This window comes from Actinomadura sp. K4S16 (assembly GCF_008327685.1).
Classification (GTDB): Bacteria; Actinomycetota; Actinomycetes; order Streptosporangiales; family Streptosporangiaceae; genus Spirillospora.
In genome coordinates this window covers 57,703-84,382 of the sequence record NZ_BDDE01000026.1, presented here as the reverse complement: position 1 = coordinate 84,382, position 26,680 = coordinate 57,703, and the positions used below count along the sequence as shown (strand labels likewise).

At 74.6% G+C, this 26,680-nt stretch carries 22 protein-coding genes and 1 pseudogene; 10 read left to right on the top strand and 13 right to left on the bottom strand.

Annotated elements, in window-relative coordinates; translation table 11 throughout:
• The first annotated feature begins 37 nt into the window (after positions 1-37).
• A pseudogene (locus K4S16_RS47065) lies at positions 38-1,179 on the top strand (TIGR03857 family LLM class F420-dependent oxidoreductase).
• Entirely contained in the window at positions 1,176-2,207 is a 1,032-nt protein-coding gene (locus tag K4S16_RS38120; protein WP_149263957.1) for a phosphotransferase family protein, read from the top strand. The pseudogene K4S16_RS47065 and the gene K4S16_RS38120 overlap by 4 nt, the downstream one beginning before the upstream one ends.
• A 42-nt stretch (positions 2,208-2,249) precedes the next feature.
• On the opposite strand, the gene K4S16_RS38115 is transcribed toward K4S16_RS38120, so the two are convergent.
• Positions 2,250-2,492, bottom strand: a complete 243-nt coding sequence (locus K4S16_RS38115; protein WP_149263956.1) for a hypothetical protein — start codon at positions 2,490-2,492, stop codon at positions 2,250-2,252.
• 264 nt (positions 2,493-2,756) lie between these two features.
• Here K4S16_RS38115 and K4S16_RS38110 point away from each other — a divergent pair, with 264 nt between their 5' ends.
• The 4 genes from K4S16_RS38110 to K4S16_RS38095 all read left to right on the top strand — a co-directional run bounded on the left by K4S16_RS38110 (position 2,757) and on the right by K4S16_RS38095 (position 7,388).
• Positions 2,757-3,059, top strand: coding sequence for a WhiB family transcriptional regulator (locus K4S16_RS38110; protein WP_235037343.1), 303 nt, complete (start codon positions 2,757-2,759; stop codon positions 3,057-3,059).
• A 385-nt stretch (positions 3,060-3,444) separates the two neighbouring features.
• Positions 3,445-6,222 carry an AAA family ATPase gene (locus tag K4S16_RS46625; protein ID WP_268843302.1) on the top strand — a complete coding sequence of 926 codons (2,778 nt, stop codon included), beginning with the start codon at positions 3,445-3,447 and terminating at the stop codon, positions 6,220-6,222.
• Positions 6,223-6,259: 37 nt separating this feature from the next.
• A complete protein-coding gene (locus K4S16_RS47060) occupies positions 6,260-6,457 on the top strand; it encodes a helix-turn-helix transcriptional regulator (protein WP_149264048.1) in 198 nt (65 codons plus the stop codon).
• A gap of 163 nt (positions 6,458-6,620) precedes the next feature.
• Positions 6,621-7,388, top strand: coding sequence for an SDR family NAD(P)-dependent oxidoreductase (locus K4S16_RS38095; protein ID WP_149263954.1), 768 nt, complete (start codon positions 6,621-6,623; stop codon positions 7,386-7,388).
• Here the strand turns inward: K4S16_RS38095 and K4S16_RS38090 are convergent.
• Positions 7,348-8,352 (bottom strand): patatin family protein, encoded by a 1,005-nt coding sequence (locus K4S16_RS38090; RefSeq protein WP_200842350.1) that lies wholly within the window; start codon positions 8,350-8,352, stop codon positions 7,348-7,350. The two genes, K4S16_RS38095 and K4S16_RS38090, sit on opposite strands and share 41 nt — an antisense overlap.
• Positions 8,353-8,666: 314 nt before the next feature.
• Here K4S16_RS38090 and K4S16_RS38085 point away from each other — a divergent pair, with 314 nt between their 5' ends.
• Complete coding sequence (locus K4S16_RS38085) at positions 8,667-10,223, top strand: serine/threonine-protein kinase (RefSeq protein ID WP_149263952.1); 1,557 nt, start codon at positions 8,667-8,669, stop codon at positions 10,221-10,223.
• 100 nt (positions 10,224-10,323) lie between these two features.
• Here the strand turns inward: K4S16_RS38085 and K4S16_RS38080 are convergent, their stop codons facing one another.
• The 7 genes from K4S16_RS38080 to K4S16_RS38050 are packed head-to-tail and all read right to left on the bottom strand — an operon-like array spanning position 10,324 to position 19,733.
• The gene (locus tag K4S16_RS38080; RefSeq protein WP_149263951.1) at positions 10,324-11,448 is read right to left on the bottom strand and encodes a molybdopterin-guanine dinucleotide biosynthesis protein MobB; all 1,125 of its coding nucleotides are present in this window, start codon (positions 11,446-11,448) and stop codon (positions 10,324-10,326) included.
• Position 11,449: 1 nt separating this feature from the next.
• Positions 11,450-12,712: a hypothetical protein gene (locus tag K4S16_RS38075; protein WP_149263950.1), complete on the bottom strand. Its 1,263-nt coding sequence runs from the start codon at positions 12,710-12,712 to the stop codon at positions 11,450-11,452.
• A gap of 32 nt (positions 12,713-12,744) precedes the next feature.
• Complete coding sequence (locus K4S16_RS38070; RefSeq protein WP_149263949.1) at positions 12,745-13,329, bottom strand: hypothetical protein; 585 nt, start codon at positions 13,327-13,329, stop codon at positions 12,745-12,747.
• Entirely contained in the window at positions 13,326-14,462 is a 1,137-nt protein-coding gene (locus K4S16_RS38065) for a hypothetical protein (RefSeq protein ID WP_149263948.1), read from the bottom strand. The genes K4S16_RS38070 and K4S16_RS38065 overlap by 4 nt, the downstream gene beginning before the upstream one ends.
• A complete protein-coding gene (locus K4S16_RS38060) occupies positions 14,462-17,164 on the bottom strand; it encodes a hypothetical protein (RefSeq protein WP_149263947.1) in 2,703 nt (900 codons plus the stop codon). The genes K4S16_RS38065 and K4S16_RS38060 overlap by 1 nt, the downstream gene beginning before the upstream one ends.
• Positions 17,161-18,567, bottom strand: coding sequence for a hypothetical protein (locus K4S16_RS38055; protein ID WP_149263946.1), 1,407 nt, complete (start codon positions 18,565-18,567; stop codon positions 17,161-17,163). Before K4S16_RS38055 ends, K4S16_RS38060 begins: the two co-directional genes overlap by 4 nt.
• 2 nt (positions 18,568-18,569) lie before the next feature.
• Complete coding sequence (locus K4S16_RS38050) at positions 18,570-19,733, bottom strand: hypothetical protein (protein WP_149263945.1); 1,164 nt, start codon at positions 19,731-19,733, stop codon at positions 18,570-18,572.
• 382 nt (positions 19,734-20,115) lie between these two features.
• On the opposite strand from K4S16_RS38050, the gene K4S16_RS38045 reads away from it, so the two are divergent.
• From K4S16_RS38045 to K4S16_RS38035, 3 genes are all read left to right on the top strand, one after another.
• The gene (locus K4S16_RS38045; RefSeq protein ID WP_149263944.1) at positions 20,116-20,472 is read left to right on the top strand and encodes a TraR/DksA C4-type zinc finger protein; all 357 of its coding nucleotides are present in this window, start codon (positions 20,116-20,118) and stop codon (positions 20,470-20,472) included.
• A 479-nt stretch (positions 20,473-20,951) separates the two neighbouring features.
• Positions 20,952-21,380 carry a pyridoxal-phosphate dependent enzyme gene (locus K4S16_RS46115; protein WP_305790881.1) on the top strand — a complete coding sequence of 143 codons (429 nt, stop codon included), beginning with the start codon at positions 20,952-20,954 and terminating at the stop codon, positions 21,378-21,380.
• A 127-nt stretch (positions 21,381-21,507) separates the two neighbouring features.
• A complete protein-coding gene (locus K4S16_RS38035) occupies positions 21,508-22,023 on the top strand; it encodes a hypothetical protein (protein ID WP_149263942.1) in 516 nt (171 codons plus the stop codon).
• A gap of 239 nt (positions 22,024-22,262) precedes the next feature.
• On the opposite strand, the gene K4S16_RS38030 is transcribed toward K4S16_RS38035, so the two are convergent.
• The 4 genes from K4S16_RS38030 to K4S16_RS38015 all read right to left on the bottom strand — a co-directional run bounded on the left by K4S16_RS38030 (position 22,263) and on the right by K4S16_RS38015 (position 26,595).
• Complete coding sequence (locus K4S16_RS38030; protein WP_235037342.1) at positions 22,263-22,952, bottom strand: PaaI family thioesterase; 690 nt, start codon at positions 22,950-22,952, stop codon at positions 22,263-22,265.
• 87 nt (positions 22,953-23,039) lie between these two features.
• Positions 23,040-24,302, bottom strand: a complete 1,263-nt coding sequence (locus K4S16_RS38025; RefSeq protein ID WP_149263941.1) for an MFS transporter — start codon at positions 24,300-24,302, stop codon at positions 23,040-23,042.
• Positions 24,287-25,270 (bottom strand): hypothetical protein, encoded by a 984-nt coding sequence (locus K4S16_RS38020; protein ID WP_149263940.1) that lies wholly within the window; start codon positions 25,268-25,270, stop codon positions 24,287-24,289. Before K4S16_RS38020 ends, K4S16_RS38025 begins: the two co-directional genes overlap by 16 nt.
• On the bottom strand, positions 25,267-26,595 hold the full coding sequence (locus K4S16_RS38015) for a YcaO-like family protein (RefSeq protein WP_149263939.1): 1,329 nt from the start codon (positions 26,593-26,595) through the stop codon (positions 25,267-25,269). The genes K4S16_RS38020 and K4S16_RS38015 overlap by 4 nt, the downstream gene beginning before the upstream one ends.
• Positions 26,596-26,680 lie beyond the last annotated feature (85 nt).

Below are 26,680 nucleotides of genomic sequence, written 5' to 3'. Positions count from 1 at the left end.
GTGAGGGCGTCCCGCATCTGGACAGCCTTTCGGACAGGTGTCCAATTCGGGTACGGTCGAGCCCGGTGCGGGCGGAGGAGGCCTCGTGGACGATCTGCCAGAGCTCGGGTTCTATGGACTGGCCGGGCATTCGGGAGCCCCGCGTGACCTGCTCGGCGAGGTCGCCGAGGCCGAGGCGCTGGGGCTCGGCTCGGTGTTCCTGTCGGAGCGCTTCAACACCAAGGACGCGGCGGTCCTGGCGGGAGCCGCGGCGGCGGCCGGCACCCGGATCGGCATCGCCACCGCGGCGACCAACCACAACACCCGCCATCCCCTGGTCACCGCGACGTTCGCCACGACGATGCACCGGATGACCGGCGGGCGGTTCGCGCTCGGCCTGGGCCGGGGCTTCGACATGCTCTTCGACGTGATGGGCCTGCCCCGTGTCACCCAGGCCCAGCTGGACGACTTCATCGGCATCATGCGCCGGCTGTGGCGGGGAGAGGCGGTCGTCGGGCACGACGGTCCCGCCGGGAACTACCCGTACCTCAACCAGGACCCGGCCTTCCGCGAAGACATCCCGGTCATGCTCATGGCGATGGGCGGGCGCACGCTGGAGTTCGCGGGCCGGTCGCCGACGGGGTCGTCCTGCACACCTTCTTCACCGACGAGACCCTGGCCTGTGCGGTCTCCGCGATCCGCCGGGGCGCCGCCGAGGCGGGCCGCGACCCCGCCTCCGTGCGGGTGTGGTCGGTCCTGGCCACGGTCGGCGACCATCTGGACGAGGAGGCCCGCCTGCGCAAGCTCGCCGGCCGCCTGGCCACCTACCTGCAGGGTTACGGGGACCTGCTGGTCCGGGTCAACGGCTGGGATCCGGCCGACCTGGCCCGTTTCCGCGCCGATGACCTGGTCGACGGCTACCCTGGCGCCTTCGACGCGCTCGCCACGCCGGACGAACTCCGCCGCCTGGCCGAACTGCTTCCCCAGGAGTGGCTGGACGCGGCGGCGACCGGCTCTCCCGAACGGTGCGCGCGACGCGTCCTCGACCAGTTCGACGCCGGTGCCGACAGCGTCGTCCTGCACGGAGCGACCCCCGCCGAACTGGCCCCGGTCATCGACGCCTACCGGGCGGTGCGACCCGCTGACCGGTTCGACGGACTGCCTCGCAACCCCGGCCGCACCCGTGCGGGCGACTCGTGAGTGACGCCGAACCGGCTCGGCTGAACGCCGCCTGGCTGAGCGAAGTGCTCGGTGCGACGGTGACCGGCGTCCGGTGGCGGCCGGTCGGGACGGGGCAGATGAGCGGCTGCTTCCGGGGCGAACTGACCGGGGACGGAGTGCCGGCGCGGCTGGTGGCCAAACTCCCGGCGGCCGACCAGGCCACACGGGAGATGCTCAAGGGCATCTACCGGACGGAGACGCGGTTCTACCTCGACCTGGCCTCCACGGTGGCCGTGCGCACCCCGGCCTGCCGGTACGGGACGCTCACCGAGGACGCCACCGATTTCGTCCTGCTCCTGGAGGACCTGCACCCCGGTACGCAGGGCGACCAGCTCGCCGGTTGCACCGCCGCAGAGGCGCTGGACTGCGTGGTCAACCTGGCCGGACTGCACGGCCCGCGCTGGTGCGACCCGGCCCTGCTGGAGCTGGACTGGCTGCACCGCACCGGCCCGGAGGACGGCGAAGGGGTGACCGGCGCGCTGGCCCCGGCCACCGAGATCTTCATCGAACGGTTCGCGGACCGGCTGTCCGCCGAGGACAGGGCGACCCTGCGGTCTGTCGCCGTCCACGCCGGACGGTGGATCACGGCGCGGCCGGAGCGCTTCGCCCTCGTCCACGGCGACTACCGGCTCGACAACATCATCTTCGCGGCCGGCGGCGGAACCGGGGTCGCCGCGGTCGACTGGCAGACCCTCACCGTCGGCCTGCCCGCCCGCGATCTCGCCTACTTCCTGGGAACCGGCCTCACCGTCGCCGACCGCCGGACCCACGAGCGCGATCTGGTCGCCGCCTACCATCGCGCTCTGGTCGGCCACGGCGTCACCGGCTACTCCCTGGAGCAGTGCTGGGACGACTACGCCTTCGCCTTCCTTCAAGGCCCACTGATCACCGTGCTCGGCTGCGCCTACGGAACTCCCACCGAACGCGGCGACGAGATGTTCCTCGCCATGGCCGCCCGCTCCTGCGCCGCGATCCGCGATCACGGCTCCCTCGGCAAGGTTCCCTGACCCGTCCGCCGAGGCGGAACACGCCCTCGCCGCTGACCGGTCCTAAGCGGGCCTGCCCATGTCGATCCAGCGCTGGAGCTTCTCCACGTCCGCCTCGGGCCACGTGCCGTCGCAGGGCATGTCGCCGGCCACCAGGGAGACCATGATGGCGTCGGCGTGCTTGGCGACATCGGCGTGGTCGAACAGGTCGAAGTAGCTCAGCATCGCGTTGCGGTCCTTCGTCCGGAACAAGGGCTTGATGTCCTGCTCGAAGCTGAGCTTGTCGTCCTGCGTGGGGGATGGCATGTCCTGCGCTCCATTCGCGGAATGGCGGGATCGGTCTCCTGGAAAGACCGGTCAGCTCCCTGATCCGTGACAGGCCTCGCGCAGATGCGGACGAACGCGCGATTTCCGCTGGAGCTGTCACAGGCGAGGCGGATCGGCTGTCTCTGGCTGGTGACCGGGCGGCGACGGACCCCCGGTGAACGGCGTGACTGGAGGGACAGTGACGACCAACGACGGCACCGGCACAGGCCGCGCCGGACGGCCTCTTCCCGCGCGGGTGCGGCCATGAGCAAGACCACCCTGAACTGGGAGGAGGCGGCGGCATGCCGATCGCTCGATCCCGAGCTGTTCTTCCCCGTGGCGGAGGAGAACGTCTACGCGACACAGATCGCGGCGATCCGCCGGCTCTGCGCCGCCTGCCCCGCCAGGAGCCGCTGCCTTGAATGGGCCCTGACCACGGGCGAGCCGCATGGCATCTGGGCCGGTACCACCCCGGCCGAGCGCCGCCGCCTCCGAGCGGCCCGGAGGGCGTCCCGTCCCACGGACGACCCTGCTCACCTTCGCGCCCGGGAAGCCGATGCCGCATGACCGGCCGGGCATAGCCCCAGCCAGGAAGACCATGGCGGACGCGTTCGGCGCCTACGCACCGGCGTTCCGCGCGCCGGTGACCGGGCCGAGCGGCGCCGGTCGCCGACGCCTTCGCCGTGGTCCGTTTCTTCGCGGATCGGGCGGCGCCGCGGGGCTGGCATCGCCCATGACCTGCGGGTACCGTCGGCGGCGAGGAGCCGCCCGGTTCAGTGCGGCCGCAGGACCGGCCGACGACGGCCGGGCGGTCGGCGCGCTCGCCCCGGGGCCGCCCCAGGGGCCGCCGACCCTGGGCTCGTGGAATTGGTGCGGGCGACCATTCTGGGTCACGATAAGGCGTCCCGATATGCGGTCGAACGGGTCCGGGCGCGCGACGAAGGCGGTAACGGTGGAACAACGCAGGCACGGCGCGGGCCACGGGGAGAACGCCGCGCTGCTCGGGCGGGAACCCGAGCGCGCCGTCGTCGACCGGTTGCTCGCGGCCGTCGACACCGGCGAGAGCCGCGTGCTCGTGGTGCACGGCGTGCCGGGAGTCGGGAAGTCGGCGCTGCTCGGGTACGCGGAGAAGGCGGCGACGGGCATGCAGGTGCTGCGCGCGTCCGGCGTCGAGTCGGAGATGGAGCTGCCGTTCGCCACGCTGCACCAGTTGTGCGCGCCGCTGCTGGACCGGCTGCCGCACCTTCCCGCGCCGCAGCGCACCGCGCTCGAGACGGTGTTCGGTATCCGGGCGGACGCGCCGCCCGAGCGGTTCCTGGTCGGGCTCGCGGTGCTCAGCCTGCTGTCGGACGCGTCGGGGGAGCGTCCGCTGCTCTGCGTGGTCGACGACGCTCAGTGGGTGGACCAGGCGTCGCTGCAGGTCCTCGGCTTCGTGGCCCGGCGGCTGCTGGCGGAGTCGGTCGTCCTCCTGTTCGGAGCGCGGGAGCGCTCCCAGGACTTGCTCGGGCTTCCCGAGATGGAGGTCGCCGGCCTCCGGGACGCCGACGCCCACGCCCTGCTGGACTCGGTCACGTACGGGCGTCTCGACCAGCGCGTCCGCGAGCGGATCGTCACCGAGACCAGGGGCAACCCGCTGGCCCTGCTGGAGCTGCCGCGCGGGCTGACCGTGACGCAGATGGCGGGCGGGTTCGGTCTCCTGCGCTCGGACACGCTGCCCGGCCGGATCGAGCAGAGCTTCCTGGCCCGGATCCGCGGCCTGCCCGACCAGGCGCGGCTGCTCCTGCTGATCGCCGCGGCCGAGCCGGTCGGCGACCCCACCCTGGTGTGGGGCGCGGCGGCCCGGCTCGGCGTGACGCCGGCGGAGGCGCTCGCCGACGGCACGCGGGAATGGCTGTCGCTGGACGCGCGCGTGACGTTCCGCCATCCGCTCGTGCGGTCGGCGGTGTACCGGTCGGCGTCGAAGGAGGACCTCCGGGCGGTGCACCTGGCGCTGGCGGAGGTCACCGACCCGAAGGTCGACCCCGACCGCCGCGCCTGGCACCTCGCGGCCGCGGCGCCCGCGCCGGACGAGTCCGTCGCCGCGGAACTGGAGCGGTCCGCCGACCGGGCGCAGGCGCGCGGCGGGCTGGCCGCCTCCGCGGCGTTCCTGCAGCGGTGCGTCGCGCTGACCGTCGACCCGTCGCGGCGCGCCGAGCGCGCGGTGGCCGCCGCCGAGGCCACCCTCCAGGCCGGCGACCTCGACACCGCGCGCCGGTTCGCCGACATCGCCGACCGCAACGCCCGCGACGAGTTCCAGCGCGTCCGGGCGCACCTGGTCAGGAGCCGGATCACCTTCGCGGCCGGGCTCGACCAGGAGGCGCCGCCGCTGCTGCTGTCGGCCGCGCGGCGGCTGGAGCCGTTCGACATGGACCTCGCGCGCGAGACCTACCTGATCGCGTGGGGCGCCGCGGCGCTGATCGCCGCGCACTCCGACAGCCTCATGGCGATCTCGAAGGCGGTGAAGGCGCTTCCGGCCCCGGCGGGCCCCCCGCACGCCCTCGACCTCGTGCTGGAGGGCTACGCGCTGCTGGTCACCGAGGGCCGTGCAGCCGCCGCCCCGGCGCTGCGGCGGGCGCTGGCCGCGCTCGCGGACCTGCCGGTGGGCGAGGTCCTGAAATGGGGCTGGGTGGCCAACGGCGTCAGCGCCGCGGCCTGGGACGACCGGGCGATGCGCGTCCTCGTCGGCCGGGTCGTCGAGGGGGTGCGCGCCGCCGGCGCCCTGACCGAGCTGCCGTTCTGCCTGACCTCGCTCGGGATCGCCATCGCCTGGACCGGGGACTTCACCGCCGCCGCCGCGGTCGTCGCGGAGATCGAGGACGTCTCCGCGGCGACCGGGGTGCCCATCGCGCCGCACGTCGAGCTGCGGCTGAACGCGCTGCGCGGCCGGGAGGCCGAGGCCGAGGCGCTGATCGCCGCCACGATCGAGGAGGTCGGCGCCGGCGGCCAGCTGATGGGCGTCACGGTCGCCCAGTGGGCGGCGGCGGTGCTCTACAACGGTCTCGGCCGCTACCGGCAGGCGGTGGCGGCGGCCCAGGTCTGCACCCGGATGGCCGAGCTGTGGGTGTCGGTCTGGGCGCTGCCCGAACTGGTCGAGGCGGCGGTGCGGGCCGGTGAGGACGAGATCGCACGGGCGGCGCTGGACGACCTGGCGGACACCGCGGAGCCGTCCGGCACGGACTGGGCGCTCGGCGTGCTCGCCCGCTCCCGGGCCCTGCTCAGCGACGGGGCGGCCGCGGAGGAGCTCCACCGCGAGGCGGTCGAGCGGCTGGGCCGCACGGAGCTGCGCCCGGAGCTCGCGCGCGCCCACCTGCTGTACGGAGAGTTCCTGCGCCGGAACCGCAGGCAGGCCGAGGCGCGTGAGCGGCTGCGGACCGCGTACGACATGTTCGCGGCGATGGGCATGGAGGCGTTCGCCGAACGGGCCCACCGCGAGCTGCTCGCAACGGGGGAGAGCGTCCGCAAGCGCGCGGTCGACGTCTCGTCCAGCGAGGAGCTGACGCCGCAGGAGCGGCAGATCGCGCTGCTGGTGCGGGAGGGGTTGACCAATCCGGAGATCGGCACCCGGCTCTTCATCAGCCCGCGCACGGTCGAGTGGCACCTGCGCAAGGTCTTCACGAAGCTGTCGATCACCTCCCGCAGGCAGCTGCGCGACGTCCTGCCGCCCACCGAGCACGCTCTGACCGCGAGGTGAGGCGCCGGCGAGGGACGAGAGCGCGGCGGGCGCGGGGCTGACGCCGCAGGAGCGGCAGATCGCGCTGCTCGCGCGGGACGGCCTGTCCAACCCGGAGGTCGGCTCTCGCCTCTTCCTGAGCCCCCGCCCCGTCGAGTGGCACCTCCGGAAGGTCTTCGCCAAGCTCGGGATCAGCTCCCGCAGGCAGCTCGCCGACGCCCTGCCCCGCGGGGAGTTCCGCACGGGGCCGGGCTGACCGCCGCTCCCTGGTCCCGGCCGACCAGGGAGACACCCTGGTGCGGACATGCGGTGACCGCCGCGAGGCTTGCGATGTCGGCGGCCACGCCGCACGCAGCCCGGGAACGCCTGGACCCTCGGTCACCGCGCCTCCCTTGATCGCGGAAGGGAATGAGGCAGTCATGTCCGATCAGCCGCTGGACGGAGCCGTCGCGCTCGTCACGGGCGCCAGCAGCGGGATAGGCGCCGCGACCGCGCGCCGCCTGGCCCGGGAGGGCGCGGCGGTCGCCCTGGTCGCCCGCCGCCGCGACCGCCTGCGGGAGGTCGCGAGCGGCATCGCGGCGGCGGGCGGGCACGCCGTCGCGGTGGAGGCCGACATCACCGAGCCGGACCGCGCGGAGGGCGCGGTGCAGGAGACGCTGGACCGGCTCGGGCGCCTGGACATCCTGGTCAACAACGCCGGGATCAGGCTCCTCAGCTCGGCGCTGCACACGGCCGTCGAGGAGTGGGACCGGATGGTCGCGCTCAACGTGGCGGCGCTGCTGCACATCACGCACGCCGCCGTCCCGCACCTGATCTACGCGGCGTCGACGTCGCCGCGGCAGACGGCGGACGTGGTGAACGTCGGCTCCGCGGCCGCCCGGGCCGCCCGGCCGTCGAGCAGCGTCTACAGCCTGACCAAGTCCGGGCTGAGCGCGTTCAGCGAGTCGCTCCGCCGGGAACTGCTCGGCGAGCGGGTCCGGGTCAGCGTCGTGGAGCCCGGCGCCGTCGACACCGAGCTGGTGGACCACCTCAACGGGACCACCCGGGACGCGGCCCGCCGGCAGCTCGCCGGCATGGAGGCGCTGCGGCCGGAGGACGTCGCGGACGCCATCGGCTACATCGTCACGCGGGAGCGGCGGGTCGCCGTCAGCCAGATGCTGGTCCGCGCCGGGGACCAGACCTGGTGACCGCGTCCGCCAGGCGTTCGGCCGCGGTGGCGCGGCCCGCTTCGAAGGCCGCGTGCAGCAGGGCGCCGTCGGACTCCAGGCGGCTGATGCGCGGCGAGTCCTCCGGCGGGCGGATCGACAGCACGGCGGGCTTGTCGTGGTCCTGGTCGGCGTCGTACCCGGCGAGGAGCAGGTCCGCCTCCGCCAGCCGGGTGTCGCGGGCGAGGAAGGTGGCCTTGAGTTCCGCGGTGTAGCGGCGGAGCCCGACGTTGGCGAGCAGCCGGGAGCCGAACGAGGGGGCCTGACGCTCGGGCGCCCGGTCGCTCAGCCTGCGCGAGCGGAGGACCAGGACGTGGGTCGCCCCGTCCCGCAGTGCCTGGCCGAAGGGGATCGCCTCGGCGACCCCGGCGTCGTAGTAGAGCCCGGGTCCGATGGCGACCGGGCGTCCCGCCAGCAGGGGCAGCGCCGCGCTGGCCCGCAGCGCCAGCCGGAGCGCGCGCTCGTCGACGAGGGCGGCGTGCAGGTCCACCGGGCCGCCGGTGACGACGTCGGTGGCCAGGGGATGGAACTCGACGGGGTTTGCCAGCACCGAGGCGTAGTCCAGCGGGAACCGGCGGATGTAGACCTCCTCGACGAGCTGCTCGACGTTCACGATCGGACGGCCCCGCAGCAGGTTGCGCTTGCGGATGAGCGTCCGGGCGAAGACGGGGTCGGTCCAGCCGCGCACCCCCTCGGGAGTGGAGCTGAGCAGCCAGGCCGCCGAGATCGCGCCCGCCGACGAGCCGTACACGGTGTCGAACAGCGGCAGCAGCCCGAGCTCGTGGACGGCCAGGGCCATGCCCGCCGAAACTGTGCCGCGCATCCCGCCGCCCTCGATGGCCAGCGCCACGCGGTGCCCGTCCTCCCGGGCACCCGGCCGGCTGCCCGCGGCGGCCCGTTCGGCAAGGACCGACAGCAGCCGGTGCCGGGTCTCGACCCGTCCCACGTTTCCTCCTCTGTGCGGCGGGCGCCGTGCTCGGGCGCTCCCGCCGAAGGTCATCGTGCCGCCCGCACGCCGGGCAGGTCCAGCGCGATGACGATGATCACACCTCCGGCCGAAGGCGAGGACGGGCCCGCCCGGACGGCCGGACGTCCGCGGCGGGGCGGCGCCGGAAGGGTTCATCTCGCCGTGGCGATTCGGTGGGAAGGGTGTCGGAGGACCCATTTCGGGGCGGGCCGCCGACATAGGATCGGGGGATTCGGGGCGGATGGGGAAAGGGTCGTTCTTTGGGGCTGGGCGGCGGCGCCGGTGAATTTCCGGTGGCATTGCGGGGGAGATACCGGCCGGTTCGGATCGAGGCGGTCGGCGCCGAGTCCGTCGTCCACCTGGCGGAGCCGCTGGGCGGCGGGTGCGCGGGCGCCGACCTGGTCGTCGTCAAGGTGCACCGGGAGTCCCGGCTGGAGACCGACCAGCTCGTCGTGCTGGGGCGGCTGGAGGCGACCCGGCACGTCCCCCGGATCCACGACTACGGGAACGTCACCGTGGACGGCGCCGAGGTCGGCTGGATGGCGCAGGAGTACTGCGCGCACGGTTCGCTGGACGCGCTGATCCGGGACGCCCTCCCGCTCGGCGATGCGGAACTGCGGGCGATCGTCGCCGAACTCGCCGAATGCCTGAACTTCTGGCTCGGCGCCATGGGACTGACGCACACGGACGTGAAACCGGCCAACATCCTGGTGCGGTCCCGGAACCCCTACGAACTGCTGATCGGCGACTTCGGGGGCATCGCCCGCAACGTCCGGGTCCACGGGCGCGATCCGGGCGGGCTGCTGACCACCTGGGCCTACGCGGCGCCCGAGACCGCCCGGGGCCGCCGCGGCGCTCCGGCCGCCTGGTGGGCCCTCGGGATCATCGCCTACCAGCTGCTCCTCGGGCGGACGCCGTACGAGGGGACGCCGTCCGCGCGGGTGCGGGAGCTGCTGCGCGCCGGGCGGCGGCCCGCGCTGGACGCCGTGACCGACCCGGAGTGGCGGCGGCTGATCGACGGGCTGCTCGTCGTCGACCCGGCGCGGCGCTGGACGTACGAGCACGTGGTGGCGTGGGTCGCCGACGAGCACCGGCCGCCGCGGTTCAACGGCCGCACCTACCGGGACGTCCGCGGCCTCGCCGACGACCTGGAGCGGAACTGGCGGGACGGCGCCGCCTGGCTGGCCGGCAACGGCGGACGGCTGGCCGACTGGCTCGTCCGGCAGGGCGCCGACCCCGCCGACGTCCGGTACCTGCGCGGGCTGGGCGGCGACCGGGCGCGGCGGGCGCTGATCAGGCTCACCGCGCAGGTCATCCCGGACGTGACGCCGCGCTACGAGGGCCGTCCGATCGACGCGCCGGGGCTGCTCGGGCTCGCCCGGGGCGGCCCCGCCGACCGGGAGCTGCTGCGGGAGGTCGTGGACGGCGGCGTGCTGGCCGACGCGGCCCGGCACCGCTGCGGGCATCCCGGCTGCCGGGGGCGCTGCGCCGTCCTGGACCGGGTGCACGCGGACGTCCCGGAGATCGTCGCGCGGGCGGAGGGGAAGCTGAGCTGGCTGCGCGGCCGGGTCCTGCGGAGCCGTGCGGGCCGGCCGCCGGCGGAGCTGCCGTCGGAGCGGGAGTGGCCGATGCTGTGGGCGTGGGCGGCGGAGCTCACGCTGCTCGCCGACGCCGCGGAGCGGGCCCGCGCGCTCGCCGCGGCCGTGCCCCGCGAGGTCCCGTGGTGGCCGGACCGGCTGCGGCTCGCCGAAGCGGCCGACCCCGCCACCGTGGAGGGTCGCGCCGACCTCGTGGTGGCGCAGCTCCTCGCCCCGCATGCCTGGCGTGCGGCGGGCCCGCAGCGGAGCTGACCCGCCGCCCAGGCCCCAAGCCGGGCCCGGAGGCTCGGCTCCGCCGCGGGGCCGCAGCGGAGCCGAGCACCCGCCCGGCGTCGAGCGGGCGCCCGGAGGCTCACAGGTACTGGCCGGGCTCCTCGGTGTCGATCCGGGGGATCAGCCCGGTGGCGCTGAACAGCGACAGCAGCGGGCGCAGCACCCGCGTCGGGCGGAAGTTCCGGTGCGGGAACACCCCCTCCTCCGGGATCGGCGGCACGCCCGACGCGGACGCGAAGTGGAGGGACGTGGGCGAGCCCGAGTGGAACGGGGCGAGCCACAGTTCGGCGTCGTGCCGGTGCAGGAACGCGTAGGCGGCCTCGTTCTCGTCCTCGACGGTGCGCAGGTCGCCGAGCACCGTCTCGTCGTCCCGCGCGAGCCAGTGCGCGACGGTGCCGTCCACCTCGGCCAGCATGTCAGACTTGGCGACGACGATGGCGCCGGGCGGCAGCAGGCCGTCGCTCGCCTGCCGTGTGTGCAGCAACTGGGTGATCGCGTGCGTGAAGCCGGGGTCGGGCACCCACGGGTTCCAGTCGTCGCCCGTGCGGAGCTGCTGGCCGTCCGCGACGTAGAGGATCGCGTCGGCGAGGCTGAGGAACGGCGTCTCCCCGTACTCGTAACGGTGGTAGTGCTCGCCGGGGACGTCGAAGAACCCGACCGCGTGGGTCCGCCCGGTGTACTCGCTGGACACGCGCAGCGCGTAGACGAACTCGGCCCGCGCGGAGCGGCGTGTGGCGGGCAGGACCTGGCGCTGCTCCAGGAACGGCCGGATCCGCTCCTCGTAGAACCGCTGCCGCAGGTGCCCGTCGAGCGGCTCGATGCGCAGCTCGGGCGCGAGCATGGACTTGCGCCGTTCCAGCTGCGCGATCATCGCGGTGAGCAGGTGGGTCTTGCCGGCCGCGCTGGCGCCGACCAGCCCGATGATGAGCGGGTCGAGGTCGCCGTAGTCGGCCGGGAGGAAGTGCGGGTCGCCGTCGCCGTGGCACTGCCGCATCGCGCCGAGCGTCCGGTGCCGCCAGCGGACCTCCGGCTCGTCCGGCGCCCGCGTCAGCACCTCCGGCCCTTCGGGGGTGTTCCTGACGAGCGGGACCTCGCCGTAGTCGGACCAGTCGAGGTGGTTCAGGCAGTACGGGCAGAGCGTGCGGGCGCGCGGGTCCGGGCCGGGGTAGGCGGCGGGGCCGGGCTGCCAGGGCGGGGCGATCATGTCACAACACCACCAGGAGGACGAGGACGACCAGGACGAACACCACGGGCCACACCAGCGCGGGGTGCGGCGTGCGCCTGCCGTCGTCGCCGACGCGGAAGGGGAAGTCGCGGGGCAGGGAGGGGACGCCGATCCGCTCCGCGGTGTCCGGCCGCCCGGTTCCCGGCCCCAGGCCCCGTCCCGTGCCCGGCGCAGGAGGCAGCGGGGGCGCGGCTCCCCTGGACGGGTGCGCGGGCGCGCCGTGCCTCCGCTGGCCGAGCCACTGCTTCTCCCTCCGGTAGTTCTCGATGGCGCGCGCGGCGCCGCTTGCCGCCGGGGGCGCCGGCGGGGGCACGGGCGGAGACGGCGGCTTCGGCGCGGCCCGTTCCGCCGTCCCGGCCTGGCCGGTGCTCGTGTTCCGTCCGGCCTGCGACGCATGGGCTGGGGCGTGGATCTCTACGGTGCGCGTGTCGTCGTCCTCGGGGACGTCCTGCTCGGTGGGGGAGTCCTGCCCGGCGGACGCGTCCCGCTCCGTCGTGTCGCCGGAGACGGGCCAGCCGTCCATGCGGGCCAGCACCTCCACGGCCGTCGGGACCTCCTCGTCGAAGACGGGACGCAGCACCATGCCGAGGTCGGGGTGGTGCCGGATCAGCCAGCTCAGCTCACTCGCGTCGGCCGGTCCCGCGCCGTCCGGCCCGAACGAGGACACCTCGCCCGACGCGAGCCAGAACAGCAGCCCCGCCGCCGCGCGCACGTCCCGTGCCGCCCGGAGGTCGTCGGGCTGGCCGACCGCGTTGCCCAGGTCGGCGATCTGCAGCCGCCTGCCGTCCCACAGGAGCATCCCGGGGGACAGCTCGCCCAGCGCGTAGGCGTTGTCCGCCAGCACCCGGAGCGCGGTGAACAGGTCGTGGGCCGGCTGCCGCAGCCGCTCGGCGGTGAGCGGGGAGGTCCCGGCGAGCGGACGGCCGCGCCGCGTCTGCACCAGCCGGGCCGGGCCGTCGGGGGAGTCGACGTCGAAGCCGAGCAGCGTCCCGAACTGGTCGGCGCGCACGTCCTCCATACGGAGGCCGCCCCAGACGGCGACCTCGTTGCTCAGCGCGCGCTTCCCCGTGGCGCCGGTGGCGACCTTGTAGACGCACTCGACCTCGGCGCCGCCCGCGGGCCGGACCGTTCCGTAGTGGCTTCTGTAGCGGGCGCCGACGCGGCTCCCCTGGTCGAGGGTCAGCGCGAACTCGACGCGTCCCGCGCCGGACGGCGTTTCGAGCAGTGCGGTTTCGGTGGTCACCCCGTCACGTCCCTGTGTCGATCGATCTGGGATCAGTTCTGGTAGAAGAAGACGACGAGCTGGACGGAGCCGTCGCCCTCCCCGCCCGTCCACGCGGCCCGGTAGATCGCCTCGCGGAACCGGGGGTTGCCGGACTTGATGGCCTTGGCGGCGTTCCTGCCGAGGGTGACGCCGCTGCCGGTGTCGTTCCGCGCGCCGTAGGCGAGGAAGAAGCCGACCTGGAGCCTCTGCCGGAGCTGCTCCGTGCAGGCGGCGCGGGGCCCCTCGCGCCGCATCTCGTCCCCGTACAGCCAGGACGGGTGCTCGCCGCGCAGCGCCTCGTCGACCTTCTTCAGCAGGTCGGCGCGGGCCCCGCCGGAGCCGGAGAGCAGCCCCCCGGCCTGCACCGGGATCAGGAAGTCGCAGAAGTCCTGGCCGAGGACGCGCGGACCGGACGGCCGCGGCTTCTTCTGCTCCGGCAGGCCGGTGGTGAGCTGCGCGCGCGGCTGCACCGCCATGGCGACGAGGAACAGCACGAGCATCAGGTCGGCGAACAGCCACCCGGCGAGGTGCGCCGCGCCGAACCGGGAGGTCCGCCGTCCCCGCCGGGACGCGCGCCTCCCCGCGGGCCCCGTCACCGGTGCGCACCGCCGTCGTGCCGCACGTAGGCGACGAACTCGCGGGTGTCGTCGACGAGGTACTCCAGCTGCTCGAGCGCCTTCGACAGCCGGTCGGTGCCGGCGGACAGCCGGGTGACCGCGTCGGCGAGCACCGCGTTGCCGGCGTCCTGGTAGTGCTGCGCGGCTTCGGCGTGGTCGGTGGTGGCGAGCGTCGCCCGCTCCACCTGCGTCACCATGGCGGCCAGTTCGGCGCGCAGCTCGCGCTGCCCGGCCGCGATGTCGCCCTGCAGCTCCCGGAAGCGCTCCAGCGTCTCGGCGGGCGCCTGCATGCCCGCGATCGCCCGTTCCAGCGACTCGGCCTTGTCGATCCAGGTCTGGACGGCCTCCTCGATCCGCTTGCCGGTGCTGCCCTCCAGCGCCGCGCGGACGTCCTCGGCGGTGGCCGCGAGGCGGCCGATCAGCCCGCCCACGCTGGTCTCCATCCGCCGCACGAGCGCCTGGAGGTCCCGGTAGGTGACCCGGTCGTCCCGGGAGCCGGACAGCAGGTGCGACGCGAGCGCCACGTCCTGCGCGATCTGCACGCGCTCGGCCTCGTAGCGCGGACGGTCGAGAAGGTTCTCGCAGGTGGTGACGAGGGCGGTGAACCCGATGACGACGAGGACGGCGAGGACGACCCACCACGCGGTCTCCGACAGCGGCGCGAAATCCTGGACGCCGCGCCGGATGTGGTCGGGGTCGAACGAGCCGGCCTGCCAGCCGAGCAGGAACGAGCCCTCGCTGTGGGCCCGGCCGTAGGCGTTCAGGGCGTCGTGCAGCTTCCACCAGGTGACGACGATCGGTGCGAAGACCAGCACGTTCTGGAAGAGCCGGCCCCAGAACAGCGCGATCTCCAGCGACCGGCGCGGCGCCGGGTCGGGCAGCAGCGCGTCCGCCGGGTAGGCGGTGACGAGGTCGACGCCGGCCGGCGGCGGCCCGCCCGCCGGGTCGAGGTCGTCGGCGAGGCGTTTCAGCAGCGCGGGGCCGCTGGCGGCGTCCCCGGGGGAGTCCCGCAGCGCCCGGTCGGCGTACCGGTGGAACCGCGTGCTGATGCCTCTGAGGATGTCGTCGGAGGTGAGGGGCTCGGTCGGGCTGATCGTCTCTCCAGGCGCCATCAGGGGGTCTTTCCAGTCGTCGGTTGCGGGGACCGGCCGCCGCCGGCCGGCGTCCCGCCCTCGGCGGCGGGCGACTCGGCGCCGGCCGCCGGGGAGGTGGACGTCGGGGAGGCGGACGGCGAGACGGTGACGGTCACGGTCGGGGCGACCCGCCGCGGCGGCGGGGCCTCGTCCGAGCCGCCGAACAGCCAGAGGCCGAGCAGGACGGCGACCCCGAGGCCGAGCACCGCGATCGCCCACTCCTGGACGGTGCGGCCGGTGATCCAGGCGACGACCGGGTGCCGGCCGTCGCCCGGCAGCTCCCGCTCGGAGTCGGACGGGAAGTGGTCGCGGCGCGGGGCCGGCGGGTCGAACGCGAAGTGTTGCGGCGGGATCGACTGCTCGGGGAACGCGGAAGCGGCGCGGGCCGGGCCGCCCCCGACGGGCTGCCCCTGGGGCGCGCCCTGCGGCTGCGGCAGGGCGCCGCGCGCCGGTTCGGCGGGGGTCCTCGCGGCGGTCCGCGCCTCGGCGGCCCGGTGCGGCCCGCGCAGCGCGAACTCGACGGTCTCGGACGGCAGGCCGAGGTCGGCCGCGTGCCGGTGGGCCGCGTGCAGGAGGGCGGGCACGACCGCGTCCCGCGCCGCGTGGGCGACCACGGCCAGCAGGAACGGCCCCGTGCCGCCGTCCCGCACGAGTTCGTCCACCTCCGCCCGCGTGAGGCCGCCGCCGTCCGCCCGGTCCCCGGCCTGGTAGACGGCCTTGAGCAGGTACGAGTACGCGTCGAACCGCGTCCCGGGCTCGTCGGGCCACGCCTCTTCCACCAGGCCGGCCAGGAACCGCTCGGCCAGGGCGGCCTCGCGGATCGCGCGCTGCTCGGCGGGCGTGGCCGCACGCTTGCGCAGCACCTGGCCCACGGCCCCGAGGAGGCTCGGCTGCCCGGACTGCTCGGCCAGCCCCCGGACGAGGTCGGCGCTGGACAGGACGCCGAGCATGTCCTCCAGCACCGGCGCCGGGGCCTTCCGGCGGCGCGCCTGCGCGACGAGCTGGAAGACGTGGGCGCGGTCGCCCGCGAGCACCTCGGCGAGGGCCGCCCACGGCCGGAACTGCGTCGCCTCCGCGTCGGCGGGCAGCGCGCCGAGCACCGGGGCCAGGTCCGTGACGGGGTGGCCGTACGCCAGGTGCAGGACGTTCCGGTACAGCTCGTTCTCGGCCTCCGGGCGCAGGCCGCAGCGCGAGACGATCTCGTGGATCGTCTCGTGGAACATCTCGGTCTCGCGCATCAGCGCGCGGACGTCCTCGTCGCCGCGGCGGTCGCCGCGGCTCCACTGCCGGTGCGCGGTGCGCAGGAAGTGCAGGGCGGCGCTCACGTGCTCGCTCGGTGCCAGCACCCTGCTCCACCCCAGCAGGTCGGCCGCCTTCATGCCGGGCAGGAGCCGGGCGAAGGTGTCGTCGGAGGCGGGGTCGATGCCCGCGTCGACCGCGAAGTACACGGCGCTGTAGCGGTCCGCCGAGGTGGCCTCGGGCAGCCCGGCGTACCAGTTCGCGAGGACGCGGCCCGCCTCCGGCGCCGTGAGGCCCATCCGGCGAGCGGCCTGCAGCAGCTGTTCGGCGGCCTCGCGGTCCTTCCCTGCCTCCGCCAGGTACCGGGCGGCGGCGACCTGCCGGAGCGTGCGGGCGGCCTCGGTCAGCCCGTGCGGGTTCGCCTCCGTCCAGCGCAGCAGCCGCTCGGTGAGCCACTCCATGCCGGCGTTCCGCAGATGGGCGCGCAGTTGCTCCTGCGCGTCAGGGCCGTTCAGGTAGTGGCGCGCGCGCTCGTCCAGCTTGCCCGCTATCGCCCGGTCGACGAGTTCGAGGACGCCGGTGGCCCGCTGGTGCTCCGCCTCCACCCAGTCCGCGAGCGCCGCGGCGGTCGTCAGCGGCGCGCGCGGCCGGGTCAGCGAACCCGGCGGCAGGTCGGCGAGGAGCCCGGCCACCCGGGCGGCACCGGGTTCGGCGCCGCCCGCGGTCGTCAGCGGCGTCCGCCCGTTCCTGGCGTCGGGCAGGCCGACCGCCAGCAGCCGGGGCCGCAGCTCGGGACGGGTGACCTGCGCGCCCAGCAGCATCGTCAGCGGGGTCGTCCCGGCCACCCCGTCCAACCGGCGCACGAGCCCGGCGGCCAGGCCGACGTCGTCCGGGGAGATGTCGGCCAGGTACGAGTCGCAGGGCGCGGCGAGCACCCCGGCGAGCAGGCCGGCCAGCGCGTCGCGGGGCGCGGCCGGCTCGTCCAGCCCGGCCCGGGCGTGCGTCCACAGCGCGGTCGCGTCGAGCGGTTCGAGGTCCGAGGGCGTCCCGTCGAGCCGCTCCGGCGTGCTCCACCCCGGCCAGCGGTGCAGCCCGAGCACCAGGGCCGCGTTCACCACCGGCGCCGGGCCGACGAGCGCGTGCACGAGCTGGGAGGGCCGGCCGTTCGGGTCGCGGGCCGGGACCAGCCGCAGCGCGGCGCCGTGCTCGCCCCGCCGGCCGAACCGCAGCGCGCCGAGCGCCGCGCACTCGGCCAGGCCGGACAGCCACTGCCCGACGGCGACGTCGCCGCCGGCCAGCCGCTCGTTCCACACGCGCAGCCCGTCGGCGTCGAGGGACGTCGCGACCGGGCCGAGGCCGCGGCCGCCGGCCAGCAGCCGGTCCGACCAGGCGAAGACGATCTGGTCGACGCGGTCGGACGCGGGAAGGGGACCGGTGGTCATGACGCCGCCCCCGCCCGGTCCGCGGACGCGTCGAGCACCCCGCGCGGCAGCACGCCCTTCATCGCGAGCAGCGACAGCAGCGGCCGCAGCACCCGCTGCCGCCGGAACGACTGCTCGGGGTACTCGCCGCTCTCCAGGTCGACGCCGACGCCGGTCGCCGACGCGAAGTGCAGGGTCGCGTCCTCGCACTTCTGGACCGGGACGAGCCACGACCCCGCGCCGCGCGAGCGCAGCAGGGCGTAGGCGTCCTCGGACTCCTGCTCGACCGTGCCGAGTTCGAGGTCGTCCCGGCGGTCGAGCCACCGGTCGACCTCCTTGAACGCGCGCAGCGTGTCCGACTTGGCGATCACCAGCGCGGCGGGCAGCGGCAGGAACTCCAGGCCCTGCCCGGCGCGGACGTGGTCGATGTGGCTGAGCACCGCGGTGAACCCCGGGTCGCCGGTGTGCCGGCCGTGCCGGACGTCCAGCTCGGTGCCGTCCGCCACGAAGATCAGCCCGTCCGCGATGCTCATGAACGGGGTGTCGTCGCGGGTGTGGCCCTGGCTGAAGATCTCCCCCGGCACGTCGAAGACCAGCAGCGCGTACTGCTCGCCGGTGTGCCCGCTGGTGATCCGGTAGGCGCAGGTGAACTCCGGGCTCAGCGCCCGGCGGGTGACCGGCAGCGGCTTGCGGTCGCGCAGCAGGTCGAACCGGTTCCTGGCGAACAGCTCCCGCTGCAGCCGCGGGTCGAGCGGCAGCACGTCCAGCCGGTGCGAGATCTTCAGCGCGGCCTGGTCGAGCTCCTCGGTCATCGCCGCGAGCAGGTGCGACTTGCCCGACCCGGACGTGCCGACCATCCCGACGATCAGGACGGTCATGCCGCCGAGCGACGCGGGCACGAAGTGGTCCTTGCCGGTGGCCTCGCAGACCCGCCAGGCGTGCATCGTCCGGGTGCGCCAGCGGACGTCGCCCTCGCCGGGCTCCCGGGTCAGCGCGATCTCGTCGCCGTCCACGGTGCGGTCGACGAGCGGGGCGGTGTTCCAGTCGAACTCGCTCAGGCAGTACGGGCACACCATGGTGCGGTCGGGGCCGTCCGGCGGGCCGGGCACGCGGGGCCGGTGCGGGGACGCCGGGCCGAGGTCCTCGCCCATCACCGTCTCGGGGCGCGGCTCGTACGGGGGGTCGGCGGTCCAGTCGCCGGCCGCCGTGCCCTCGGCCGCGGTGCTCTCGGCCGCCGTGGCTCCCGCCGCCGTGGCGCCGGCGAGCGCGTCGCCGGGCGCGGCGCCGTTCGGCCGGGCGTCCAGGCCCGGGGGCGCGACCTGGGCCAGGTTCAGCTCCAGGTCCGTGTTCGCGGCGGGCATCGGGAAGGGCGGCCCGTCGAGCTTCGGCGGAAGCTTGGGCCTGGGCGGTTCGGGGTCGCTCACGTTCACCTCACGAGCAGGACGGCGCTGACGATCAGGGCCACGGCAAGGACCCCGAGGAGGAGGAAGAGCAGCGGGCCGTGCCCGCCGGCGGGGGGCGTCCCGTCCGCTGCCGGGAGCCGGGCCGGCCGGGGCGGCGCGACGGGCCCCTCCGGGGCCTGCGCCCGCGGCGGCTCGGCCGCGATCCGGCGGCTCTCGCGGAACTCCCGCTGCCGGCGGCGCAGCTCGCGGAACTCGGCCCGTCCGTTCTCCTGCGCGGCGAGCCGCTGGTCGCGGACGGCCGATGGCGGCCTGGCCTCGGGCCGCGTCGTCTGAGGGGCGGTCGCGCCAGAGGTCGCCTGGTCCGGGGGCGGCTGCCGGGGCGGGGCCTCCGGAACGTGCCGATCCTCCGGGCCGCCCGCGGGCGGCGGCGGCATCGGACGACTCCGCCACAGCCGGTCCTTGATCTCACCGGGGGAGACGGAATGGCCGTTGGTGGCGTGGAAAGCCGGTTCGAGCGCCTGCGCGAGGTCGGCGTCGAGCTCGGCCAGCTCCGCGACGAGGGCCGCGGGCGTGCCGCCGCCGGGCGACCCGGTCGCGAGCCGGAGCAGCAGGTGGGCAGCCGCATGGACGTCCGGGACGTCGCTGACCGGCAGCCCCGTCGGCGAGCCGAGCGCGGACCCGGCGAGCGCCTCGGGCGGGCCGAGCGGCTCCACGTGCCCGAACCCGTGCAGCTCGACGCGGCGGCCGTCCCAGAACACCGTGTCCGCCGAGAGGGCCCGGTGCGCGAAGCCGAGGTCGGCGAGGAACGCGAGCGCGCCGAACAGGTCGCGCGCGGCCCGGCCGAGCTGCGCGGCGTCGAGCCGCGGCGCCGGGTCCCACCGGGAGACCGGCACGCCGCGGCGGGTCACCATCAGGCGCACGGGGCTCTGCGCCGCCTGGAAGCCGATCATCCGCCCGGCGGACGCCTGCCGCCCGGCGATCCGGTCGTAGACCTCGGCCTCGCGGCGCAGCACCTTCGCCCCGGCGGGCGAGAGGGCCGTCTTGAGGAGGACGTCGCGGTCGTCGGCGCGGCCGTAGCGGTGGCTGAGGAGCGCGTCCCCGTGCTCCAGCTCGCCCTGCGTGAAAGTGACCGTGACCCGACCGGATTGCCCGAAAGATGACTTCTGCAGGGTGAATGTCTCTTCCACTGGCGCCCCCGCCCGTTCTGTGTAGATAGCGCCCCCTCCGGGTCATATTTGCGGCGTGACGATTAAGTGCTGCATGCGATCCGGTAGGTGTGACGCTCGGAGTTGGGGGAAGGTTGCCACTTTTTTCGATTTGAGATCGACCCAGGCCAGAGCGGGAACCGCCCCGGCTGCAGTGGCCCGCCAAGCCGCATCGGCGGCGTGCACGGCGCTCCCGCCGCCGCCCCCCGTCCCGCCGCCCCGGCCGTCGCGGCCGGACATGGACGAATGTCCGTGAGTGTGTAAAACGCAATGGACAAAGCGCCACGAAATGCCACACACCCTACGGGGACGTCCGACCGGCTCGGTGTGGAATGAGCCCGCCGGCCAGGGAGTTCTACTAAAGATGAGCGACGGGACGGACGTGGAAGCGGCGCGGACGCGCGAGGCGCTGGAGGCCGAGCGCGAGCGCACGCTCGCCGCCGTCCGCGCGCTCGACCGCGACCGCGAGGGGATCGTGGAGTCGGCGCGGCTGTCGGCCGTGGACGACGAGCACGACCCCGAGGGCGCGACCCTCGGTTTCGAGCGAGCCCACGTCGAGGCGTTGCTGGCGGCGGCCCGGAACCGTCTCGACGACCTCGACCGCGCTCTCGAACGCCTCGCCGCGGGGACCTACGGCATCTGCACCTCCTGCGGCGGCCCCATCGGCTCCGGCCGCCTGGCGGCCCGTCCCGCCGCGGCCCTCTGCATCTCCTGCGCCTGACCCGCCTCCCCTGCCGCCGGACGAGGCCGGATTCCGGGGCGGCGAGGACGCGCCACGGCAGGAGGAGTGGATCCGTCGGGCGTCGGCGACCGTGATCGCCCTGCGCGTGGTGATGAGGTCGGCGAGCAGGCGCCACGGGGACGCCGAGGCGGCAATTGTTCGCAATCTTGATCAGCCCGTGCCTTGCCCCTGGATAGATGCCGGCCGCCTGGCCGGTTCTTCGGCGGCTACCGCCGTTTCAGGGTGCCGCTCGCCCGCCTCCTCGCGCCGTCCCGCGGCATCCCCTGCCACGAGCGGAGTACCGCCATGCGTCCTTCCACAGCCTGCCCGCCTCAGCCCGGCGCGGATCGGGACAAGACCGAGGTCCCCGCGTTGCGCTCGGACCACCCGAACCATCGGACCGCCGCGGCGGTCGGCGCGTACCCGGCACCCTCGCCGGACGCGTCGCTCCTGTACGCCATCGGCAACACGCCGCTCGTATGGACTCCGTCCCGGGCCTCGCCCTGGCCGCCGAGGCATCGCCCGGCGGCGTTCCCGGCGCCTGGTGCCCCGACCAGTACAGCAATCCCGACAACGTGGCCGTCTACGCGGCCCTGGCGGCCGAGCTGATCGGTGCCCTGCCCTGGATCGACGCGCTGATCTGCTCGGTCGGCACCGGCGGGCACAGCTCGGGGGTCTCCCGCGTGCTGCGCCAGTCGTTCCCGGATCTGCGGCTGGTCGGCGTCGACACCGTCGGCTCGACCATTTGTCAACCAGGTCGGCATCAACATCGGGTTCTGCATGCCCATGCCGTATCTGGCGGCCCACCTGGCCGGGGAACCAGGTGTCGCCGTCCCCGGCCGAAGCGGGATCTACGCTCCAAGGTCGGACGGCTCCTGCTTGGCATCGGACGCTTCGTGGCGTGGTGAGGGGTCACACGGTGCTCACCTTTCGGCATGCTCGAAATGCGTCACGCTCTGTGTTGATGCGAACACTGTGCGGGCAGAAGTGGGGAGACCGCTAGGCCGCCTGGAAGCAAAGGAGCAGGGGAAACTCATGCGCATCGCCACTATGGCCGTTGTCGGCACGGCCTCCGTCCTCGGACTCGTCCTCACCGCGGGCTCCGCCGTCGCCGGGACGGGTGCGGTGCTCGCCGCCGGCGAAGCCGTCCAGCTCACTTCCCAGGGTTACGGTGCTCTGAAGATCGGCAGTTCCGAGCGGGACGCGCTTCGCTCCGGGATGCTGGTGCGCAAGTTCACCGGACAGTGGTGCGACGGCTTCGACCTGAAGGACCACCCCACGGGCCGCGACGAGGTGTCGGTCTACATCTCCAAGAAGTACGGGGTCGCGATGATCGCGCCGCCCCGCGCCACCCGCACTCCGCGCGGCGTCCACGTCGGTTCCACGTTCCGGGAGCTCAAGCGCGCTTATCCGGGCGTCCAGCGTGACGTCCACGGCTTCTGGGACGTCACCGCGCCCGGCAACCGCCGCGCGCTGTACCAGTTCGAGGTGGAACGCGGCCGGGTCACCATGATGGCGCTGAACCTGAAGGACCAGGACTGCTTCAACTGATCGGCAGGAGATCCTCCTCGCCCGTCGACCGGTAAGGGGCGCTGGGACCGCATCGCGTCGAAGGGCGCGGCGAGCATCCGGTTGAGCGGCACCGCCTCCAGCCGGGCGGGCCGCCCTGTTCGATCCGCATGGGGACTCCACCGGTGACAGGTTCTCCTTATCGCCCCGGCACTGACCCCCGCCTGACTCGTGGTCGCCGCCAGAAGACGCGACCGCGATGGACGAAGACATGGCAGGCTCTATGTGCTTGGCTGCTCCGGCGGGCTATCGCCCGTCGTCCCCGCCGGCTGGATGAACACCCCTTCGGCCTCGACGGTCACGCCGTCGGCGTCGGCGATCGACCCCGCCACGAACACCTTGCGCCCCTCCTCGCGGACGATCTCCGCTTCGAGGCGGAGGGCGCCGAGGGGGGTGCCGCGCCGGTAGCGCATGGTGAGCGTTCCCGTGAAGGTCGCCCGGCGCATCCCGGACGCCGTCTCGCCCATGATGTGGTCGAGGAGCATCGCGGAGACCCCGCCGTGCACCAGTCCGGGAGGTCCCTCGTAGGCCGCGCCGAGGACGACGTCGGCGTGGCATCCGGACGGGCCGTGGACGACGCGGAGGGGCGGCGCGATCGCGTTCGCGGCCCCTATCACGGCATTGCCCCAGTTCCACGCCCGGAGTTCGGCGTTGTACCGGATGCCGGCGGGACCGGGCAGCTGGGCGGCCCGCAGCCGGTCGACGAGTGCGGCGAGGTCGTCGCGGACCCGCTGCACCTCCTCGTCGTCGACGGTCGTGCGGATCGTGGCGTCGACCAGCTCGCGGACGGTTCCGGCCAGCGACGCCATCACCGCCTCCCGGCGGTCGACCTCGGCGGTCGGCGTGTCGTCGCGGACGAAGCCGCCGACGTTCATCGCGGACGCTTCGGGCGAGGGGCGGCGGCTCGTCATGCGCCGACCGTATACCGCCGGGGCCGGCGCCGACCTCGTCATACCTCGAAGCTCCGCACTGAGAGCGCGGGACGCCGGGGGCGCGACTCAGCCGCGGTTCCGCAGACCGTCCGCGCGCAGGACCACGAGCAGGACGACGGCGAGCGCGGCGGCGAGGACGCCCAGCCCCGGGAGCGGGCGCGCGGCGACTCCGAGGCCGCCGCCCGTCCAGGAGCCCGCCAGCACGCCCAGCGACGACAGCGCGAACGACCAGCTCATGACGGCGCCGAACTCCTCGCCGCGGAACGACGCCTGGCGCAGCGTGGTGATCAGCACGTCCCGCATCCGGCCGAGGGCGGCCCCGGTGGCGACCTGGCCGAGGGCCACGGGCCAGACGGCGGCCGGCGGCAGCAGGACCAGGCATGCGGCGAGCACCGCGACCCCGGTGATCGCCCCCGTCAGGGAGAGCACCAGCGCGCCCCGGATGCCCAGCCGGCGCTGCGCCAGGGGTGCGAGGTGGGGGCCCAGCGTGGCGCCGACGCCGAAGCAGGCCACGACGAGTGCCAGCGAGGCGGCGGGCGGCCAGGGCATCGCGCGGGCCGTCCAGAGATGGACGAAGACGCCCGCGCTCGCGTGTCCGGCCGTCACCACGAACGCCACGGCGGGCGACGTCGGCCCCGAGCGGACGAGCACCGCCGCTACGTCCGTCCACGACCTGCGCGCTCCAGAGGTCTCCGGCTCTCGCGCGGGGGTGGTCGGCACGGTCCGCCTGCTGACGAGACGCAGGCAGGCCCCGGACGCCGACAGCACCAGGTTCAGCCCGACGAGCAGCGCGAAGGAGCTTCCCGAGACCAGGCCGCCCATGGGTGCGCCGATGACGACCCCGACGAACCCCAGCATGGAATAGACCGCGGCGTTGAACGACAGCGCGTGGGCCGGTGAGAGGCGTGCCAGTTGCCGGGCGTAGAGCTCCTCGACCACGTCGCAGATCGCAGGGAAGACGAGCGCGAGCAGCAGATAGCAGATCATGACGGGGCCCGAGCGGGCGGGCGCCAGCACAAGCGCGGCCAAGGCGGCGGCGGAGAGGACGGCCTCGGCCATGTCGGAGGCCACCAGGACGGCGGCCGGGGGGAACCGGGAGAGCAGCCGCGTCGTGAGCGGGGCGGCGAAGCCCAGCGCCTCGGCCGCGGTGGCGAACACGGGCAGCCACATCACCGGCAGCAGTCCCTGGACGACCGTGCCCGCGGCGCCGCCCTCGACCACCCTGCTGCCGACGATCGACACCGTGAGCCCGGCCAGCATCCAGCGCCGGGCGCGCAGGACCGCGGGCAGCGGCGCGGCCCGCCGTCCGCCGGTCAGCTCGTGAAGCACAGCGCCCGCTCGGCGCCGGGGAACGACCGCAGGTCCAGGCGCAGCGCGGCCGCCCCCGCCGCGTTCAGGCACGGGGGTTCGGGCACCGCTTCGGCGAGCCGGCGCACGAGGGCGCGCCGCTCGCCGTCCAGCAGGCGGTCGTCGAGTTGGAGGACCAGGTTCGCCAGGTACCTGGCGCGGAAGGACGTCCGCTGGAGGCAGTGCAGCGACCCGTCCCGCTCCGGATCCGCCGACAGCCGCACGACCCGCTCGTAGTAGTGGCTCAGATGCGCGTACACCGGGAAGGCGGAGAACGCCCGGTCGCTGTCCCAGCGTCTGCTGGAGGTCTCGGTCCGCCACCACGGGATGTCGATGAACTCGGGGGTCGACTCGATGAAGACCCTCTCGAAGCCGCGGGTGAGGCGGTAGGTCTTGGCGTGCACGGCCTCGTGGAGCAGCGCTTCGGCGGCGGCGTCCGGGCGGTGCTCCAGCCGCGTGCCGAGGACGACCGCACCCGCGAGGTCGTCCCAGGACGCACCGGCGATGTGCTCGTCGCGGGTGAGCGCGGCGCGTGTGACGAAGCACCGGACCTGGTCCCACAGCTCGGGGATCCTGGCTCTGAGCAGAGCGTCGGCCTCGGTGAGCAGCGCCTCCAGGGCGGTCCGTCCCTGCTCGTCCTCAGGCTCGACGCGGCCGTGCTCCCGGTCGGCGAGGGAGTTCAGCGTCCTCATGAGGGCGGCGTCGGCGGGATGGCCGCGGTCCAGCCACGCCCGGACGGTGCCGTTCCCGACCGGCTCCAGGTACTCGGGCGGGACGGGCCCGGCGTCCCCACCGCACCACCGCGCGCACGCCAAGTGGTCCACCATCGGATGGAGGGCGAGGCCGGACGCCGCCCCGGGGTCCACGCCGGCCGCCGTGTAGAAGCGCGCCGAAGCCCGGACGATCTGCTGGGCGTCGCAGTAGGGCCCCTCGGTCAGGTTCGGTTTCATCCTCGTTCTCCCTCCAGGCGTTCTCTTCGTAGGAGCAGAGCGCACGTTCGCGGCGAGTGCAGCCGCCCGGTGGGGACCAGCGGACGGCAGAACAAGACACCGTGGAACTGCTCCAGACCCGGCGCGATCACCTGGACGACGTGCACGCCGTGCTCCTCGTCCCGCGTGCCGGCCACGTGCCGCCAGACGGGTCTCCAGAAGACCTCGAAACCGCGGTTCCGCAGGGTGTGCAAGAGGTGGACCGGCGTCCCGTCCGCCGGCCCGCTCCGGCCGCGCCCGCGCACGAACTCCTCGTAGCCGAGCCGTTCCCCGCACACCGGTCCCGGGATGGTGGCGGCTCGATGGAGCAGGGGATAGGAGGCGAGATTCGCCGGCTCGTGCCCACCCTCGTCGGCGAAGGTGACGCCCCTGGTGAAGGCAGTCCACTCCTGGTGCAGCTCCGTCACAGCCCGCTCGTAGGCGATCTCGGGGAAGGGGGAGCAGCCCAGCCCGGCCAGACCGGACGGGCCTTCCGGGGGGACGAGGTGTGCCATGACGACGCACCCGGTGTGAGCGGTGATGTCCACCACCGTCGCCTTCGTGCCGGCCTCGGCCTGGACGGTCTCCAGTGCCCGCCGGAGCGGGCCGGGCGCGCCGCCCTCGATGCGCGGCAGCGGCCGGGGCGGCCCTAGGACCGACGACAGGAGGTACTGGCTGAACGCGTCCCGTTCCACCAGCTCGTTCACCGCGTGGACGAGCGCGTCGTCGAGCGTGGCGCCCGCCGCATAGCCGTTGGTCGTGGTGTACCGCTGCAGGACGGCCAGGTCCGCTTCGTCGTCGCCGCAGTGGTAGGCGAGATCGGTCACCGCCCGCGGGTAGGCGACTCGGCGTCCCGCCCTGGCCGGGTACAGCCCGGTGAGCGTGCGGAACTCCGCCGTGGCCTGCGGTGCGGCCGTCCGGACACCGCGAGCGTGGTCGTAGAGCAGGTCGAACTGCTGGAAAGGGGACGGAGGCAGCACCTCCCGTCCGAGTCCGCCAGGTATGCCGGGGAGCGTCCCGTATGCCGCCGCGTGCTCGAACGCCTCGAACAGGGCACTGGCCAGCGATCGTCTCCCCACGCCCTTGCCAGTCGCCTTCCCGACCGGCGATCCGGCCGCGTCCGACAGGACGGCGGTGAAGACAGTCACCCGGTCGTCGAGCGTGTCGTCCGGGGGGCTCCAGGCCAGGTGCAGTCCATGGGCCCGCGCGGCGTCGAGGGCGAGCGCGAGCGCCTCGGCGACCGGGACGGACCGCTCCCTGTCGCCGACGCCGCCCGGATGCGGGCACGACGGTCTCGTACGGGTCAAGAGCGACACCTCCCAGGTGATGGGCGGCCGGTCGCCGCACCGCGGCTGCGGCGCGGCGACCGGGGGCGGCGTGTCCGCCGCCGCG